The 17,797-nt window shown below is 71.3% G+C and carries 13 protein-coding genes, 1 tRNA gene and 1 pseudogene; 6 read left to right on the top strand and 9 right to left on the bottom strand.

The window, feature by feature from the left end:
• Positions 1 to 17: 17 nt before the first annotated feature.
• From ettA to ACTWP5_RS11930, 4 genes are all read right to left on the bottom strand, one after another.
• Positions 18 to 1,682: an energy-dependent translational throttle protein EttA gene (gene ettA, locus ACTWP5_RS11945; protein WP_443220835.1), complete on the bottom strand. Its 1,665-nt coding sequence runs from the start codon at positions 1,680 to 1,682 to the stop codon at positions 18 to 20.
• Positions 1,683 to 1,953: 271 nt separating this feature from the next.
• Positions 1,954 to 3,354, bottom strand: a complete 1,401-nt coding sequence (locus ACTWP5_RS11940; RefSeq protein WP_443220834.1) for a Cys-Gln thioester bond-forming surface protein — start codon at positions 3,352 to 3,354, stop codon at positions 1,954 to 1,956.
• A gap of 254 nt (positions 3,355 to 3,608) precedes the next feature.
• A complete protein-coding gene (locus ACTWP5_RS11935) occupies positions 3,609 to 5,396 on the bottom strand; it encodes a GTPase (RefSeq protein ID WP_443220833.1) in 1,788 nt (595 codons plus the stop codon).
• Positions 5,393 to 7,300, bottom strand: coding sequence for a dynamin family protein (locus ACTWP5_RS11930; protein ID WP_443220832.1), 1,908 nt, complete (start codon positions 7,298 to 7,300; stop codon positions 5,393 to 5,395). The genes ACTWP5_RS11935 and ACTWP5_RS11930 overlap by 4 nt, the downstream gene beginning before the upstream one ends.
• 289 nt (positions 7,301 to 7,589) lie before the next feature.
• Here ACTWP5_RS11930 and ACTWP5_RS11925 point away from each other — a divergent pair.
• A tRNA-Arg gene (locus tag ACTWP5_RS11925) sits at positions 7,590 to 7,665 on the top strand.
• A gap of 145 nt (positions 7,666 to 7,810) precedes the next feature.
• Complete coding sequence (locus tag ACTWP5_RS11920) at positions 7,811 to 7,945, top strand: hypothetical protein (protein WP_443220831.1); 135 nt, start codon at positions 7,811 to 7,813, stop codon at positions 7,943 to 7,945.
• Positions 7,946 to 8,143: 198 nt separating this feature from the next.
• Here the strand turns inward: ACTWP5_RS11920 and ACTWP5_RS11915 are convergent, their stop codons facing one another.
• Entirely contained in the window at positions 8,144 to 8,728 is a 585-nt protein-coding gene (locus ACTWP5_RS11915; protein WP_443220830.1) for a helix-turn-helix domain-containing protein, read from the bottom strand.
• Between the two features lie 104 nt (positions 8,729 to 8,832).
• On the opposite strand from ACTWP5_RS11915, the gene ACTWP5_RS11910 reads away from it, so the two are divergent.
• From ACTWP5_RS11910 to ACTWP5_RS11900, 3 genes are read left to right on the top strand one after another with little or no spacing between them, the layout of a single operon-like run.
• Positions 8,833 to 10,284: an MFS transporter gene (locus ACTWP5_RS11910; RefSeq protein ID WP_443220829.1), complete on the top strand. Its 1,452-nt coding sequence runs from the start codon at positions 8,833 to 8,835 to the stop codon at positions 10,282 to 10,284.
• Between the two features lie 38 nt (positions 10,285 to 10,322).
• A complete protein-coding gene (locus tag ACTWP5_RS11905) occupies positions 10,323 to 10,964 on the top strand; it encodes a class I SAM-dependent methyltransferase (protein ID WP_443220828.1) in 642 nt (213 codons plus the stop codon).
• Between the two features lie 44 nt (positions 10,965 to 11,008).
• Positions 11,009 to 11,746, top strand: a complete 738-nt coding sequence (locus tag ACTWP5_RS11900; RefSeq protein ID WP_443220913.1) for an SDR family NAD(P)-dependent oxidoreductase — start codon at positions 11,009 to 11,011, stop codon at positions 11,744 to 11,746.
• A gap of 78 nt (positions 11,747 to 11,824) precedes the next feature.
• Here ACTWP5_RS11900 and ACTWP5_RS11895 read toward each other — a convergent pair.
• The 3 genes and pseudogenes from ACTWP5_RS11895 to ACTWP5_RS11885 all read right to left on the bottom strand — a co-directional run.
• A pseudogene (locus ACTWP5_RS11895) lies at positions 11,825 to 12,460 on the bottom strand (Tn3 family transposase); the annotation flags it as partial.
• 253 nt (positions 12,461 to 12,713) lie between these two features.
• Positions 12,714 to 13,319: a lytic polysaccharide monooxygenase auxiliary activity family 9 protein gene (locus ACTWP5_RS11890; RefSeq protein WP_443220827.1), complete on the bottom strand. Its 606-nt coding sequence runs from the start codon at positions 13,317 to 13,319 to the stop codon at positions 12,714 to 12,716.
• An 848-nt stretch (positions 13,320 to 14,167) separates the two neighbouring features.
• Entirely contained in the window at positions 14,168 to 16,165 is a 1,998-nt protein-coding gene (locus tag ACTWP5_RS11885; protein WP_443220826.1) for a BTAD domain-containing putative transcriptional regulator, read from the bottom strand.
• A gap of 92 nt (positions 16,166 to 16,257) precedes the next feature.
• Between ACTWP5_RS11885 and ACTWP5_RS11880 the strand changes: the two genes are divergently transcribed.
• A complete protein-coding gene (locus tag ACTWP5_RS11880) occupies positions 16,258 to 17,136 on the top strand; it encodes an alpha/beta fold hydrolase (RefSeq protein ID WP_443220825.1) in 879 nt (292 codons plus the stop codon).
• 185 nt (positions 17,137 to 17,321) lie between these two features.
• Here the strand turns inward: ACTWP5_RS11880 and ACTWP5_RS11875 are convergent, their stop codons facing one another.
• Entirely contained in the window at positions 17,322 to 17,786 is a 465-nt protein-coding gene (locus tag ACTWP5_RS11875) for a PPC domain-containing DNA-binding protein (RefSeq protein WP_443220824.1), read from the bottom strand.
• Between the last annotated feature and the right edge of the window lie 11 nt (positions 17,787 to 17,797).

Genomic DNA, 17,797 nt, shown 5'->3' with positions numbered 1-17,797 from the left:
GTGAGTCGCACGGCGGCTCAGCCCCGGGTCAGCTTCTTGTACGTGGTGCGGTGGGGCCGGGACGCCTCGGGGCCCAGGCGCTCGACCTTGTTCTTCTCGTACGACTCGAAGTTGCCCTCGAACCAGAACCACTGCGAGTCGCCCTCGTAGGCGAGGATGTGCGTGGCGATGCGGTCGAGGAACCAGCGGTCGTGGGAGATGACCACGGCGCAGCCGGGGAACTCCAGCAGCGCGTTCTCCAGCGAGGAGAGCGTCTCGACGTCGAGGTCGTTGGTCGGCTCGTCCAGCAGCAGCAGGTTGCCACCCTGCTTGAGGGTGAGGGCGAGGTTGAGGCGGTTGCGCTCGCCGCCGGAGAGGACGCCGGCAGGCTTCTGCTGGTCGGGGCCCTTGAAGCCGAAGGCGCTGACGTAGGCGCGGGAGGGCATCTCGACCTGTCCGACCTTGATGTGGTCCAGGCCGTCGGAGACGACGTGCCACAGCGACTTCTTCGGGTCGATGTTGGCGCGGCTCTGGTCCACGTAGGAGATCTGCACGGTCTCGCCGACGCGGACGCCGCCGGCGTCCGGCTCGACCATGCCGAGGATCATCTTGAACAGCGTGGTCTTGCCGGCGCCGTTCGGGCCGATGACGCCGACGATGCCGTTGCGCGGGAGGGTGAAGGAGAGGTTCTCCACCAGCACCTTGCCGTCGTACGCCTTCTGCAGCTGGTCGACCTCGACGACGACGTTACCCAGGCGCGGGCCCGGCGGGATCTGGATCTCCTCGAAGTCCAGCTTCCTGGTCTTCTCCGCCTCCGCGGCCATCTCCTCGTACCGGGCGAGGCGGGCGCGGGACTTGGCCTGGCGGCCCTTGGCGTTGGTGCGGACCCACTCCAGCTCGTCCTTCAGGCGCTTGGCCCGCTTGGCGTCCTTCTGGCCCTCGACCTTCAGGCGGGCCTGCTTGGTCTCCAGGTACTTCGAGTAGTTGCCCTCGTAGGCGTAGGCGCGGCCGCGGTCGAGCTCGAGGATCCACTCGGCGACGTTGTCCAGGAAGTACCGGTCGTGGGTGATGGCGACGACGGTGCCCGGGTACTTCGCGAGGTGCTGCTCCAGCCAGAGCACGGACTCGGCGTCGAGGTGGTTGGTCGGCTCGTCCAGCAGCAGCAGGTCGGGCTGCTCCAGCAGCAGCCGGCAGAGCGCGACGCGGCGCTTCTCACCACCGGAGAGGTTCGTCACCCGCCAGTCGCCCGGGGGGCAGCCCAGGGCGTCCATGGCCTGCTCCAGCTGGGCGTCGAGGTCCCAGGCGCCGAGGTGGTCGAGCTGCTCCTGGAGGGTGCCCATCTCCTCCATGAGGGCCTCGGAGTAGTCCGTGGCCATCAGCTCGGCGATCTCGTTGAACCGGTCGAGCTTCGCCTTCGTCTCGGCGACGCCGAGCTGGACGTTCTCCAGGACCGTCCTGGTCTCGTCCAGCGGCGGCTCCTGGAGCAGGATGCCGACGCTGTACCCGGGCGCCAGGAACGCGTCCCCGTTCGAGGGCTGCTCCAGACCGGCCATGATCTTCAGCACCGTGGACTTACCGGCGCCGTTCGGGCCCACCACGCCGATCTTCGCCCCGGGCAGGAAGCTCAGGGTGACGTCGTCAAGGATGACCTTGTCGCCGTGGGCCTTGCGCGCCTTACGCAGGGTGTAGATGTACTCAGCCAAGTCAAACCGTCCGGGCAGATCACGAAGCGGGCAGGAGAGCGAACGCAACCCATCCTGCCGCATGGGCCCGCCGAGACGGAAACCACGGCGGGACGAGGAGGGGGATGGGGACGAGGGGGCGGGGGTGGGAGACGTACGGGCACGCACGGGGCACGCACGACGGGGGCGGGCCCGGCTGGTTGCCGGACCCGCCCCGGGGTCGGTCACTGGGTGGGCTGGACGTGCTCGCCGTCACCGGCTCGCCGTCACGCCCGTGGTCCGCGACCGGGTGTCACTGCGCCGCGGTCGCGCCCTGCCTGCGGCGGAGGTAGATCACCGTGGCGCCACCGACCGCCAGCAGGGCGGCGGCGATGCCGGCGATCATCACCGGGCTGCCGCTGTCGCTGCCGGTCTCGGCCAGGTCCGGGCTGCTGCCGCCCGTGGTGGCGGGGGTCAGCTCGTCCTCGTCGATCTGCTCCATGCCGCCGTCACCCGCGGTGTCGCAGTCGAGGAAGCCCTCGAAGCTCCACTCCTGGCTCCCGTCCAGGCCGGTGATCGTGATCTCGTAGCCCTGCCCGTTCTCGACAGGGAAGGTCACGGTCTCCGAGTCGCCGGGGGCGACCTCGTACTCCTGGTTGTCCAGGACGAAGACGAACGGCTGGTCGCCCTCGTTGGTGGCCGTGATGTCCACGCCGCCCTCGGCGCAGTTCTCCTGCGCCGTGACGGCCGGGGCCGGGCCCTCGGCGGCCCAGGTGACGGAGGCGCCGGCGGTCACCTCGGAGGAGGAGGAACCGGCGAGGATCATGGTCTGCGTCACCGTGTCGATGCCGGTGAAGGCGCGACCGACCGGCACCTGGGAGGTGGCGGTGGCGGTCAGCGAGGCGGTGCCGTCCGCGGCGTCGGCGGGCACGGAGAAGTACAGCTCGGTGCCGTCGGTCACCGGGTCGGACTCGGTGACGTACTCGCCGTTGACGTCGACGATGGTCACGCCCTGGTCGGCCGCGGCCTGGTCGGGGGTGACGTGGACGGCGTCGGCCGTGGTGGAGACGGTGATCGGGCCGATGATCTCGCCCGGCTTGCCGGCGACCTGCGGCGGGGAGAGCTGGAGGGAGGCACCCGGCTCGGCGACCTCCTCGGCGTTCGCCAGCAGCCAGTCGGTCAGCGCGGCGGCGTTCTCGTTCTGCGGCGTGGCCTCGACGCCGTCCGACAGGTGCCAGATCGCGGCCTGGGTGCCCGCGGCGGCCTGCTCGGCGGTCAGCGCGTCGACGCCGGCCTGCGAGGCGAGGGCGGCGAGGTCGTCAACCGAGGGGTAGGAGTTCTGGAGGATCCAGTTGATCCGGCCCGCGTCCGGGTTGCCCTGGAGCGAGGAGGACTCCCAGGGGGTCTCCTTGTACTGGGCGCCGGTCTGGGCGCCGGTGTTGAAGTCGATGCAGTACGTCTGCAGCGTGCCGCCGTCGTCGGCGGTCAGGTTGAACAGGCCACCGCCGTACGTCCGGGTCTCGCCGTCGATGACGACGTCGATCCGGTCGAAGACCGTCAGGCCGTCCAGCGAGGCGGTGACGCCGCCGTCGCGTGGGTTGACGGTCTGGGCGGCGGCCGGTCCCGCGGTCGCGATGGCTCCGGCCGTGAGAAGGCCGGCCGCGAAGGTGGTGGCCGCGAGGCGGACGGCTGCCCGCCTGCGTGCGAAGAACATGGGTGTGTCCCCTCCACAGATAGTCACAGGACGCGCAGACAGGCGCACTGACGTGCGGCTGTCGCACGCTCACCGTAGTCCCCGTGCGTACGGTGGATCGTAGAGAGAGTGACGGGCCAATGTCCCCCGGTGACGCTCGAGTTACACATACCTTGCTGGAATCGTTACACCCGTGGCCGGGGCGTCTGCCCGTTCGGACCGGCCGGGCTGCCCGGACCGCCCGACCGCCCGGACCGCGTCGGACTGACGCGACGTCACAGGGGCGGGGCGGTCCGGCCCGCGGGGGAGGCGACCAGGGCGTACCTCTCCCGCACCTCCCGGTAGCGCAGCAGCTCGGCGGCGACCGGCTCCAGCACGTAGGCGTGCCCGCGGTCGGCCGCGACGCGGCGTAGCCGCCACTCCTCCTGTTGCCCGTAGGCGCGGGCGGGGCCGCGGGCGGCGATCCGGCAGGCCCACGCCAGCAGCGGCCCGCCGAGCGCGCCGCCGGCCATCAGCACCAGCGGCAGCCAGCGCCCCACCACCGGCTCGCCGACGAGGGCCGTCAGCAGCCAGCACAGGCCGAGGAGTTGCGCCGCGAGCAGGATCGCCTGTCCGACGGCCGCCGCCGACCACCAGCGGGGACGGGGCAACGCGCCCGTGGTCTCGCCCGCCACCGCCGACTCCAACGCGCGCGGCAGCCGCGCCGCGCCGCGCCAGGCCGCCGCGCTGACCGCCTGGCCCCAGGGGCGCGGCAGCCCGACGGTCGCGACCTCCGTCAGGCGGCGGACCGCCTGCTCGACCTCGGGCCGCGAGACCGTGGGCGGCTCGGCGGCCCGCAGCCGTTTCGCGGCCAACGCCGGGGGCTCGCCGCGCCGCTCGGCCTGGTGGAAGGCCAGCCGCCGCAGGGCCTGCGACCAGGGGGTCCCGCAGGCGCGGTCGGCGCGGCGCAGCCAGCCGCGCTCGGCGGCCTGTCCGGCGGCCGAGGCGCCGACGGCGTCGGCGAGCCGGTCCTCGAACTCCTCCCGGGCGCGCGCCGTGAGGCCCGCCGGGGTGCTGCCGTCCTCCGCGACGTAGAGCGGGCGCAGCCGCCGCGCCACGCCGTCGACGTCGGCCGCGAGGCGGCGGGCGGCGGCGTCGCGGCCGGCGAGCAACGCGGCGGCCTCACGCCGCACCTGGTTCACGCCCTCCCCCGTGAGCGCCGACACCGCCAGCACGCGGGCTCCCGGCTCGCCGTGCTCCCCGAGCGGCACGCCGCGCTCGTCCAGCAGCCGGCGCAGGTCGTCCAGGACGGTGTCGACGGCCTCGACGGGCAGCCGGTCGGCCTGGTTCAGGACGATGAGGCTGACCTCGGCGTGGCCGGCGAAGGCGCGCAGGTAGTGCTCGTGGAGCAGCGCGTCGGCGTACTTCTCGGGGTCCACCACCCAGATGACGGCGTCGACCAGGCCCAGCAGCCGGTCGGTCTGCTCGCGGTGGGTGGCGTCGAGGGAGTCGTGGTCGGGCAGGTCGAGGAGGATCAGGCCGCGCAGCGCGGGGTCGACGAGGTGGGCGCGGCGGCGGGCACGGGCCGGGATGCCGAGCCGCTCCAGCAGGCCCTCGGGGCTCGCACCGTTCCTGCCGTTGTCCCAGATGCAGGCGACGGGCGCGGCCGTGGTGGGGCGGCGCACGGCGGACTCCGACAGCTGGGCGCCGGCCAGGGCGTTGAAGAGCGTCGACTTGCCGGTGCCGGTCGCGCCGGCGATGGCGACGGTGGTGTAGGTGTCGGGCAGCCGCCGGCGGGCGGCGGCCTCGCCCAGCACCCGGCCGGCGGCGACGGTGGCGGGGACGTCGCCACCGAGGCGGGTGTGGGAGAGGCCGAGCAGTTCGCGGAGCGCGTCGAGGCGACGGCCGAGGGCGGTGCCGGGGACGGGCTGGCCGGGGGCGGGTGGCGCGTCGGCGAGGTCGGAGACCCGCTGGTGGTGGTCGACGCGGACTGTCCTGGCGTCCTGCCCGCCGTAGTCGGTGTGGCTCGCGGGGTCCGTGGGGCTCGTCCGCCTCGTCTGGCCGAGGTACCGCACGTGGCTCATCGGGCGGCCTCCTTCCGCATCGTCTCGCTGTGCCCGTCGCTGTGCCCGTTCCGCTCGTGGCCCTGGGCCTGCCGCGCCGCCGTGGTGTGGAGCGCATGGACGGTCGACAGGGCGGCGACGAGTTCGGCCTGCCGCCCCTGGCCGACCTCCAGGCCCTGGAGGGGCGCGCCACGGCGGGAGCGTTCGCTGGCGAGCAGGCGGTCGACGCACTCCGCGAGCAGCCGTGCGCCCTGCTGGCGCAGTCGCGCGGAGGCCGCGGTGCCGACGGTGCCCGCGAGGGTCTGCTGGGCCACCGCGGCGGTCTTGCCGCCCGTCAGCGCGACGGCCAGCAGCGCGACGCACTCGGTCTCCTCCGCCGTGGCGCGCGCCTCGCGGCGCCGCCGTCCCTTCCGTCCGCCTCCGCCCCCCTCCCCGTCCTCGTCCCTCGTCCCGGTCCCGGCCCCGGTCCCGGCCCCGGCTCCGGCTCCGGCTCCGGCTCCGGCTCGCTGAGCCGAGCCTGGTCCCGAGCCCGGCCGCCCGACCCCGGCCCGGTGCCCGACCGCGGGCCGTGACCGGGCCCCGACCGTCGTCGGCGCGCCGAGCGGCACCCCGAGCCCGCCTCCCGCGATCGCGCGGGCCTCCTCGACGAGCTCCTCCAGACACCGCCGCAGCCGCCGCACGGCCACGCCCGCGCGTTCCCCGATCGCCTCGGTCGTGTCCTCCCCGCCGGTCGGCGCGCCCGGCACGCGCCGCCACGCGGCGTCGGTGGCGCTGTCGGCGGCTGCCACCGCCTCGGCCAGCAGCCCGGTCAGCGCCTCGGTGAACTGGTCCAGCAGCTCCTCGCCGCTGGCGTCGTCGGGGAAGGCGAGCCACAGCGCGCGGGTCTGACCGGTCAGCAGCTCACCCCCCGTCAGGCAGGACCGCACCCGGTGGGCGGCCTCCTGGTACGCCTCGGCGAGCCGTTGGTCGAGGCGGACGGCCGTGGCGTACTGCGCGGCGCAGGCGCTCGCCAGGCCGGCGACCCGGCCGCGGAGCGAGGCGATCGCGCCCGCGGCGGTGCGGGCGGCGACCCGGGCCCGGGAGGCGCGGTCGAGGGCCCGCCCGGCCAGCCAGTCGCGCAGCTCCGCGGTGGCGGACGCCGGCAGCACCCCCTCGCCGCCCGCGACGGCCTCGGGCAGCTCGGGCACGGTGAAGCGCGGCACGTCGCCGAGCCCGGCGCGTTGGAGCAGCGTGTCGTAGTGCAGCGAGACCTCCGCGGCCACCTGGTGCGGCACCCGGTCCAGGACGGTGGCGAGGGTGACGTCGTACTCGCGGGCGCTGCGCAGCAGGTTCCACGGGAGGGCGTCGGCGTAGCGGGAGGCGCTGGTGACGAGGAGCCAGACGTCGGCGGCGCAGATCAGGTCGGCCGCGAGGTCGCGGTGGGAGGCCACGAGGGAGTCGATGTCCGGGGCGTCCAGCAGCGCGACCCCCGCCGGCACCGCCGGGTCGGCCTCCACCACCATCACCTCCTCCGCCTCGACGCCCCCGGTGTCCCTCACGCCGTAGCGGCGGCGGCCGACCCGCTCCAGCCAGGGCAGGACGCGCGGCCCGGTGAACCAGCGGCGGTCATCCGGGTGACAGACCAGCACGGGCGTCCGGGTGGTGGGACGCAGCACCCCGGCAGCGCTGACCGGCCGGCCGACCAGGGAGTTCAGCAGGGTGGACTTGCCGACGCCGGTGGAGCCGCCGAGAACGGCCAGCAGCGGGGCCTCGGGCGCGCGCAGCCGGGGCAGCAGGTAGCCGTCGAGCTGGGCGAGCAGCTCGCCCCGCGTGCGCCGGGCCCGCTCGGCGCCGGGCAGTGCGAGCGGGAAGCGCACGGCGGCGAGACGCTCCCGCAGTACGGTGAGGGCGTCCAGCAGATCAGGCCGTGCTTCCAAGGTCACCACAAGCGCAGAATGCCCAATTTTGAGCGTTTTCCCAAGCACCTCCCGCGAGCCGCGCCCCGCCGCTTACCACGGGTCCGGGATAACGACTGCGCAACACCCCTCCCCCCGGAGCACCAAAGACGCTGCGCTCCTCGCCTCCTCCTGGGATTATCAGGAGCTGCTTCACTAGATCTCCACACGACGGCGTTGGCGTGAAGCAACGGGAACGAACCCCTCGAAGCCCTATCCTGTGTGCGCGGCGAGGTCACCACGGGGGGCGCGTCCCCGTCCTGCCATGTGAGGGAGACCGGCCCCCGTAGCTCAGTGGATAGAGCAGGCGCCTTCTAAGCGCTTGGCCGCAGGTTCGAGTCCTGCCGGGGGCACCATACAGAAGGATGACTGCGCGCCGTGACTTTGAGTCATCACTCCTCTTTCCTCCTCCCCCACAGCCTTCGCAGGGCGTCCGTTTTGGTTACTTTGCGGTAGAGGGTTATTAGTCGCTCCGCTCGTCAGGTTGGCTGCGGTGGCGACGTGGCCGACGGTATCCGCCGTGAGGGTGATGCGGCGGTCGGCCAGGTTGGTCTTCCGGTCGTAGCGGATCTCCAGCCTGAAGGCTTCGACGAGACGGCGGGAGAGGTCGTCCGGCATCTCGTTCAGATCCGTTGAGGTGATGGGGAGCATCCCAAGGAGCTCATAGGTGGGAGCTTCCTGCTCCTCGGCTTCAAGTTCGGCGAGCTGGCGCGGCATCCAGGACCTCCTCACCGAAGCTTCGCGACCTGACCGCACCGGCAGGCTCGGCTCGTTCCAGACCGCTCACAAGCGGCTCATCAGGTGGGCCGTTGACGGTACCTAGCCACAGTGGGTTCATCGTGGTGTGGTGCGGGCGCGGAGGTGTGCGCGTTCTCCTTGGTGGCCGAGGAGGCTGAGAATTTCGACGGGGTGTTCGTCGGCGTTGCCGAACCAGTGGGGGGTGCGGGTGTCGAACTCGGCGGCTTCGCCCGGGCCCATGATCAGATCGTTGTCGCCCAGGACCAGGCGCAGTCGGCCGTCGAGGACGTAGATCCACTCGTAGCCCTCGTGGCTGGCCTGCTCGGGTTCGGGCGAGCGCGTCTTCGGCGAGATGATCAATTTGTAGGCTTGCAGGCTGCCTGCCCGTCGGTTGAGCGGGAGCATGGTCATGCCGTGGCGGGTGACGGGCTGAAGGTGCAGGCGGGGGTCGCCCGTCTGCGGGGCGCCGATGAGCTGGCCGATGTCCACGCGCAGTTCCCGGGCCAGGGGCAGGAGCAGTTCGAGGGTGGGGCGGCGCTGGCCTGATTCCAGACGCGAGAGCGTGCTGAGGGAGATGCCGGTGGCTTCGGCGAGGGCTGTCAGGGAGAGGTTGCGCTGGGTGCGCAGCCCTTTGAGGCGGGGGCCGACCGCGGCCATCGTCGACTGTGTCTCGTCATCCATCCTCCACCTTGCCACCGCAGCAAGGATCTTTGCGCTCCGGCACGGTCGGCGTGACTGTGGGCTCAGGCGCGCCGATCGGGTCCGCCGCACGTGATGGAGACGTGATGAGCAACGACAGCAGGACCGAGGCGCCGGAGGCGCCGCGGGCCGCGGCTACGCCCGGCGCGGCGGTGGCAGTGCGGCGTGGGCCGGTGGCACTGGCTGTGGTGATCTTGGTGCTGACGCAGCTGATGTTCGTCGTGGATACCTCGATCGTGAATGTGGCCCTGCCCGACATCGGTGGTGAGCTGGGCTTTTCCAGCGCGGGTCTGTCCTGGGTCGTCACCGCATACGCGCTGACCTTCGGCGGGCTGATTCTGCTGAGCGGGAAGGTCGGCTCCATGATCGGGCCGCGCCGCGCTCTGGACCTGGGCGTCTCCGTCTTCGTGATCGCTTCCATCGCGGGAGGGCTCGCGCCGTCAGCGGGGGTCCTGGTGGCGGCGCGCGCCCTGCAGGGGGTGGGTGCGGCGATGGCGGCGCCCAGCGTGATGGTGCTGCTGATGGGGATCACCGCGCCGGGCCCGCAGCGCTCGCGTGCGATGGCGATGTTCGTCCTGGCCGTGGGCGCAGGAGCCGCGGTCGGGCTGCTGACGGGCGGTGTCCTGACGCAGACGCTGGGCTGGGAATGGGTGATGTTCGTCAACGCCCCCATCGGGCTTGCGGTGCTGCTGGGGGCGGTGCGCAACCTGCCGGAGATGGAGCGCCGGCGCACCTCGCTGGACATCGGCGGAGCTACGACCTCGATCCTGGCGATGGTGGCTTTGGTGTTCGCCTTCACCTCAGCCGCCGACCGCGGCTGGAGCAGCCCGGTGGTGGTCGGGTCGTTCGCTGTCGCCGCTCTCGCGCTCGTGGCCCTGGTGGTGTGTGAGCGCCGGCATCCGTATCCGGTGATGCCGCCGGCGTTCTTCTCCTCCATGCGCAGCTCGGGCCCGCTGCTGGCGATGCTGGTCGTTCCGGCCGGGCAGGTCGGCTTCCTGTTCTTCACCACCCTGCTCACCCAGCAGGTGCTGGGCTTCACCCCGATCCAGACCGGCCTTGCCCTGGTGCCCTTCACCGCCGGCCTGATCGCCACCAACCAGCTCACCCCCTGGCTGCTGCCGCGCCTGGGCGAGCGCGTCATCGGCAGCACGGGACTTGCCGGGCTGGTGCTGGGCATCGCCTGGATGGCGCTGGTGGCGGCCGACGCCGACGCGCACACCTCGATCGTCACCGTGCTGCTGCCCTCGATCCTGCTGGGCGCGGGTGCTGGCGCCACTTTCGCCCCCGTCACCGCCGTGATCATGCACCAGGCCCCCACCGAGCACATCGGCGCCGCCGCCAGTCTCACCCAAGGCCTGCAGCAACTCGGCGGCGGCATGGGCCTGGCCGTCCTGACCAGCGTGCTGTCCGCCACCGGCGGCCTGGAGGGCGGTCTGGGAGCGACCCTGCTCGCGACCGCCGCCTTCCCTCTGGCCGGCCTGCTCCTGTTCGGCCTCTGGGCGCGCCGCATCCCCGCCCCCGACACCACCCCCGCCTGATCACCCCAGACCCCCGACCACACCCTGGAGAACTCCTGATGAGTGACACCGATCCGCGCTACGAAGCCGCGTTCTGGGACCAGCGCTACCACCAGCCCGACCCCTTGTGGAGCGGACAGCCCAACCCCGCCCTCGTCGAGGCAGCAAGCGCGCTCGTGCCGGGTACGGCGCTGGAGGCGGGATGCGGCGAGGGCGCCGACGCCCTCTGGCTGGCCCAGGCAGGCTGGCAGGTCACCGGCACCGACTTCTCCGCCCAGGCCCTCGCCCGCGCAGCCGACCACACCCCGGCCGCACTGGCCGGCCGCCTCACCTGGCAGAAGGCCGACATCCGCACCTGGACACCCCACGATGACGGCGCCCCCTGCTACGACCTCGTCACCGCCTCCTTCCTCCACTTCCCCTCACCCCTGCGCCTCGCCGTCTTCGCCGCCCTCGCCTCACGAGTCGCCCGCGACGGACATCTGGTGATCATCGGCCACCACCCCAGCGACCTGGACACCGCCATGCCCCGCCCGCCCGAACCCGACATCTTCTACACCGCCGACGACCTCATCGACGACCTCCCCGCACACGCCTGGAAGCCCGTCACCCGCACCGCCCGCCCCCGCACCGCCACCACACCCGACGGTCGACAGGTCACCATCCACGACACCGTCCTGACCGCCCAGCGCACCCATTAGCCCCGCCTGCAAACAGCCGACGCCGCACAGGAACGAGCACGACCATGCACCACGACCTCGCTCAGCAGACCGCTCTGGTCACCGGCGCCACCGCCGGCATCGGACGGGCCACCGCTCAGGCTCTGGCCGCCCGCGGCGCCAACGTCATCGTCCACGGCCGCAACGAGCAGCGCGCCGCCGACACCCTCCAGCGTGTCGAAGCCCTCGGCGCCAAAGCCCGCTTCGAGCCCGCCGACCTGACTGATCCCGCACAGGTCACCGCCTTGGCCGACCGGGCCGGAGAAGTCGACATCCTGGTCAACAACGCGGGGATCTTCCACTTCGCCCGCACCGTCGACACCACCCCCGCCACCTTCGACGCCCACATCGCCGTCAACCTCCGCGCCCCCTACCTCCTCGTCCAGGCCCTCGCCCCCGGCATGACCGAACGCGGACACGGCGCCATCATCAACGTCAGCAGCGGCGCTGCCGACACCCCCGGCCTCGGCAGCGGCATCTACGGAGCCACCAAAGCCGCCCTGGAATCCCTCACCCGCGTCTGGGCCGCCGAGTACGGCCCCGCCGGAGTCCGCGTCAACGCCGTCGCCGCCGGTCCCACCCGCACGGAGGGCACCGCCGCCTACGGCGACGCCTTCGAATCCGCAGGACGGGCCGTCGCTCTCCAGCGCCTCGCCGACCCCGAGGAAATCGCCGGAGCCATCACCTTCATGGCCTCCCCCGATGCCAGCTACGTCAACGGCGCCACACTCAGCGCGATGGGCGGCCAACCCGCCCTCGGCTGATCGGCACGCGACCGCCGAGGACGGCACGTCACATCCGCACTGCCCGTCCTCGCCGCAGTCGTCCTCGTCCGGCTCCGGCGCGTCCGGGTCGCGTAGGGGACGCAGGGCACCGGCGGCGGGAGTGGAGGCGGTGAAGCTGTAGCGGCCGAGCAGGTTCAGGTTGCGGTGCTTGAGCGGGGAGAGCCGTGCGATGTCCTCGTCCCGGATCTCGTGGCCCTCGGCCTTCAGCTGGACGACGGCGGCGTCGATGTACTTCGTGGTCCACAGCACGATGGCGTTGAGGACTAGGCCGAGCGCGCCGAGCTGGTCCTCCATCCCGTCCCGGTACGCCTGGTGGATGGCGTCACGCTTGCCGTGGCACACGTCCCTCGCCAGCTTGTGGCGGGACTCCTGCACGGTGAGCTGCCGGTTCGTCTGCCGGCGGTAGGTGTCGTCAACCGGGTCGACCACCCGCAGCAGGTGCTCGGTCTCGGCGATTCGCCCGTGCTCGGCGAACGCCGCGCCCAGCGGGGTGGGCCGTCCTTCGCGGCCGAACATGCGCAGCAGGTCGTAGGCGCGGACCTGGTTGGTGACCAGGGAGCCGGCGACCTTCAGCATGTCCGGCCAGTGCGTGATCACCGTGTTCAGGCTCACGCGGTTGCGGGCCGGGTCCTCCACCGCGCCGTAGTTGCCGGTCTCGACGCCGGGCATGGTGGCCCGCCAGAACCGCTGGTCGTCCGGGGCGCGCCCGGGGCCAGGCCGACGTAGCGGACCGCGTCGATCATCTGCCGGTAGCAGTAGCCCTCCGGCCGCCCGTCCCTGCCCTCCAGCCATCCCGGCACCAGTTTCCGGTCACAGCACCTGGGAGCGCAGGAAGCCCCGTCGGGGCAGGGTGACCCAATGGGTCCCCTGCCCCGACGGAGCTCGGTCGGCCGGGCGGCGGCTTACCGGCTGGCAGAGGCCGGTGCCGTGTACGGTGCTCCCCGGCTCAGCCGAAGTTCACGTCGCTGCACCACATGTAGGCCTGGTCGAGGTGCGAGGCCTGCCAGATCACGAACACGATGTGGTGTCCGGTGTAGCCGGAGGTCTGGACGGGGAACGAGATGTTCTGCGCCGGGGCGAAGCGGCCGGTCTGCGTGATGAAATCGAGGTTGCCCCAACCCAGGGTCTGGGTCGCGGGGTTGAAGCCCTGCTTGCTCACGTAGACCCTGAAGTAGTCGGCACCGTGGGACGCCTGGTCGTACAGCTGGACCGTGAAGTTGTTGCTGATGTTGGTCGTCTTCCACGCCCCGGGCCTGTCCAGGCTGGCGTTCCTTGAGAGGTTGTTGCTGCAGAGCGTCCCGTCGGGGGTCCTCGCCTGGAACTGGCCACCGAGGCCGTCGCGGAGCGCGCTCATCCAGTTCCACATGGTGTCGGGGTTGGCCTGGAAGGCCTGCCAACACATGGGGTCTTGGGTCTGCATGGCCGGGTTCGTGTGGTTGCTGCCCCACGTGTTCCAGCACTGGTACGCGCGGGAGGCGGGGTTGATGATGGTGCCGTGAGCCTGGGCGGGGGGCGACCAGGCCAGTGCGCCGGCAACCAGGGCGAACAGCATGACGAGCACCTGGAGAGGCTGGCGGAGGGACGACCGCGAACGCCCGATTAGCGGTCTCTGTCTGCGCATATGGGGGGAACTCCTTCTAGTCGCAAGGCTGCTATGGAGCGCTCCCAGCTCCCAAGAGTAGGTCTTTTGAGTGAAGTGTCAATGAAACAAACAGAGTTGATGACAGGGGTGGGTGGCGAGCAAGGAATCTGCCGTGAGCCGGGAGTCAGAACCGTTCCCGGGACCGGAAAGCGAGGCTGCGGCCTGGACTGGCGTGCGGGGCGATGCCAGGGGGGGCGTTCGCAGCACGGCAACGCGACCTGGTTCTGGCGTGAGGGCCGAACCGACGGCACTGGAGCGTGGATGCCGTGGCGAGGGAAGCCGCCGGCAACGCAGATCGGCCTCGGCGCGCTCCAACTCACCTGGGCCACCGCCGCGGCCCCAGGACGCTCGCGGACCAGGTGCCGGAACACTTGCCGGTGGACCGCCAGCCAGGCCATGAAGAAGAGGCCTGGCTGATCACGCCCGGGTCTGTTCCACGTTTGCTGACACGGCTGTTCCGGACAGGGCTGCCCCGGTGAGCGGGCCGTGTGGGCTGCGGCTCGGCCGTCGCCAGTTTCCCCACTGATGACGGTTCCCCCGCCGAGCCCTCCGCCCTGCGGGGGGCCAGGCCGCGCCCTTGCTTGAGCTTGTTGATGCAGCGCTCGACGCTGACCGCCACCGTCTACCTCGCCGGACTCCACCTCGCCGCCATCTTCGTCTGGTCAGCAGGATGATCCGAAGGAAACGCCCTGGCTGTTGCGGGGTCGGACGTTGTTGACGCAGGACAGCAGGCGGGGCTCCGGTGCGCGGGGTGGGCGTTATCGCCGGTTGAGTTGCTGATCGAGGGTCGCCAGGATGTCGTTGACCGGGCCGAAGGTGATCATGGCGGTTGTCCCGCCCGCGATCTCGCCGCACAGGGGGGAAAGGGCGTCGTGCGCTTGTGTGGCGAGCGATTCGTCCTGGAGCAGGTTCGCTGTATGTGCGTTGACGGCCCAGAGTGAGTCGTACAGGTGGTCTGCAGGGGGTGTGGGGAGGGTGGCCGCGGCGTGGCGGGCCGCTGTGAGGTTGCCGCGGGCCAGGTCGAGGAGGGGCTGGACCCAGGGACGGTAGGGGCCCCAGTCGAGGTCGGGGTCCGTGGGCGCGGGGCGTTGGTGGCGCACGCGGAGTGAGAGGAGCGCGAGCGGGAAGATGCCGGCTGCAACCCCGGGCATGCCGGTGCCGGCGAGGTCGGTGGCCAGGGAGCGGTAGGCGTGAGCGACCTCGGCGGGGTCGTTCGATCGTTCTGCCAGGCACATGGTGTGGAAGGCGGAGGTGAGCACGTGAACGAGCGGGGTCTCGTGGCTGGTGGCGAGCCGCTCGGCCGCCAGGACGTGGCGTTGCGCGGCCTCCGTGTCGCCGCGGGCCGCGTAGACCTGGATCCTGATCAGATGGCCGAGGATCTCGAACAGCGGTAGGTCATGTCGCGTGGAGAGGTCGATGAGCTCGCCGGCAATGGCGTCGCGTTCGGCGGTGTGCCCGGGGTGCTGGAAGGACTGCACGAATCGGGCGTTGAGCGCGAGGGCCAGCAGGTTGGGGTCGCGTAGGTCCCGGGCAAGCTGTTCGGCTTCGGTCGCCGCCTCGGCGGCCCAGCGGTCGCGGGTTCCGCGATGCTCGAGCCCGATGGTGGCGAGGAGACGTGCTCGAAGCGCGGGTGGAGCCCCTGGCCCGAGTCGGTGCAGAGTGCGTCGAGTGGTTGCGACCAGGGCCTCGGAACGTTCGGGATCGTCGGCGCGCGTCCAGACGGTGGGGACGTCGTACGCCGCGATCACGCGGGCGGTCAGGCCGGAGTCTCCCGTCCGTTCGGCTTCCGTGGCTGCCGCGGCGCGTTGCTCTTGGGCCAGTACCAGGTTGGTGCCGCCTGTGATGGCGGCGGCCCTGGCCACGGTGGTCATGGAGCGCAGCCGGGTGTAGGTTCCCGTCGCTTCTGTGCGTGTGAGCAGGCTCAGCCGGTCCTCTTCCCGGGGCGTGGGAGTGAGGTGCGCAGCGTGCCGGAGGATGTCACGTTCGAGATGGTCGAGGCTGTCCACCGATTCCAGTCCGAACTGATCCAGCAGCCTGGTCCGCGCGTGACGTAGCGAGGCCAGCGCGTCGACCTGGCGGCCGGCTTGGTAGAGAGCGTGGGACAGCAGGACCCAGGCATGCTCCCGCCAGGGGTGTGTGGTTGCGAACGTCTCCAGCTCTGGGATGAGGGGCGCGCCGCGTCCGAGGTCGAGTAGCGCCCGGGCGCGCAGCTCGACGGCTTGGTGGTGAAGTTCTGTCAGGCGGGTGCGCTCTGGTGTCAGCCAGGGAGAGGCGTCGAGGTCTGCGTACGGCTCGCCCTGCCACCACGAGAGCGCCTCGCTCAGCGCACTGGCGACCTGGCCGCTGGGGGCGTCGCGCACGGCCGCAAGGGCGTCCTCGAAACGGTGGGCGTCGACGTGTGCCCGTGGGATCCGTAGGGCGTATCCGGTACCGACGGTCTCGATGACGTGTGAGCGGGTTCGCGGGGGACGATCCGGTTCGAGGGCGCGGCGCAGTTCGGCGACGAAGGTGCGGACGGTCCCGGCCGCTGTGGGAGGGGGGTCCTCCCAGAGATCATCGACGAGCACCGACAGCGGGACGGCCCGGCGGTCAGCCGCGACCAGCCGTCCCAGAAGCTCGCGGCGGCGTCGGCTACCCACCGCTACAGGGCGGCCCTCGGTGTCCATGACCTCGATCGGTCCGAGCACCTTGACGACGATCTCCATGTCCTCATTGTCGTTCCCATCGTCGTCGGCTTCGGGCTGCTGCTGATTCACTGCTGATCCGGCTCTCCGATCCTCCCTGTCGTACACGCATCCACGCGTGAGCGGCATGAGCTCACGCGTTCGATAGAAGGAGGCCGGCAACGATGGGCATCGTTATTCCGGGGTTCGAGACCAGGTCGATCGGTGTGGCTGACGGCGTTGAACTGAACGCGGCGGTCGGCGGACATGGACCGGCCCTCGTGCTGCTCCACGGATTTCCGCAGACCCACCTGATGTGGCGGCGTGTCGCTCCCATCCTGGCCGAGCACCACACCGTGGTCTGCCCCGACCTTCGCGGCTACGGCGCCAGCAGCAAGCCGGAAGCCCTCGCCGAGGACACCTACTCGAAGCGGACGATGGCCGCGGACATCATCGGTCTGGCCGACGCACTCGGATGTGACCGGTTCGCGCTGGTCGGGCACGACCGCGGCGCACACGTTGCCTTCCGGGCCGGCCTGGACCACCCGAATCGGATCAGCCACCTGGGAATCCTGGACATCGTTCCCACTCTGGACACCTGGAACGTCCTCCACGGGGCTGGAGCAGCGGTCGCCTTCCACCTGTATCTCATGGCCCAGCCGCCCGGTCTGCCCGAGCAGATGATCGCCAACAGCGCCGATACGTTCTTCGGCCACTTCCTCGACACCTGGTCCACGAGCTCCGACGCGATACCGGCCGACGTACGCGCCCAGTACCTTCGCGCATGCCGGGACGCCGTTCCGTCGATCGTCGCCGACTATCGCGCCACCGCTACCGTCGACGTTGCACATGACCAAGCCGATCTGGACGCCGGCACCCGGCTCACCATGCCGGTGACGGTCGTCCAGCAGGACTGGGGCCAACAGCTCGGATTCGACGCCACCGCGATCTGGCAGCCGTGGGTCGCCGACCTTCAACACTTCACCACCCAGGCGGGCCACTTCATGGCCGAGGAGGCTCCGGAGGACATCGCCACGCTGATCCTGAACCTGGTGAGGCGGTGATCGCCGCGGACGGGCTGGTGCCGGCCGAACTCACCGGAGGCTCTGACGCACTCCGTGCGAGAGGGTCGCAGTGATCCACTCCAACGCCCCACTGAACATGGAAGGACGACGAGACTCGTTGAACGGTGCCGGACCCGCCCGATTGGCCATGCCGCCGCCGATCAGCTCCACGTCTGTGCCCTCGCTCATTCCTCGGCGAACGTCAGCAGCGGCACGTTGTAAAGGTCCGCGCGCCTGGGGCGGAGAAGATCGGGCTGGACCACCTCGACAACGACGAGTTCGTTGATGAACTGGACGACGCCCTCCAACAGGTGACTGGTGCGCCCGTGGGCGTTGTCGCCCTTCAGGCCCGCGCTGAGATGGATGTGCGGGGCCAAGCAGTCGTCGTCGGGATCCCAGGCGAGGGTGCCGCTGCCGCACGCTTCCAGAAACTCCACCTGCACCGACTCCCACAACGGCGCATCGGGGTCCTCCAGTGGGCCGCAAGTACCGACCAGGCGCGCGGAACGGAATCCGCCGAGAAAGACGGGGATGTAGCCCGAACGGACGCCGTGTTCGGCGCAGAACGCCTCAAGTGCTGGGAAGAATTCCTCACCGTCGTCGAATGCAACGACGAACTCCCTGCCTTTGACGAACTGTGTCGCGCGCATCCCATTCTCCT

Source organism: Streptomyces sp. 4N509B, assembly GCF_052245655.1.
Taxonomy (GTDB): domain Bacteria; phylum Actinomycetota; class Actinomycetes; order Streptomycetales; family Streptomycetaceae; genus Streptomyces.
The sequence above is the reverse complement of the archived record's forward strand: the minus strand, read 5'-3'. Positions and strand labels throughout refer to the sequence as shown.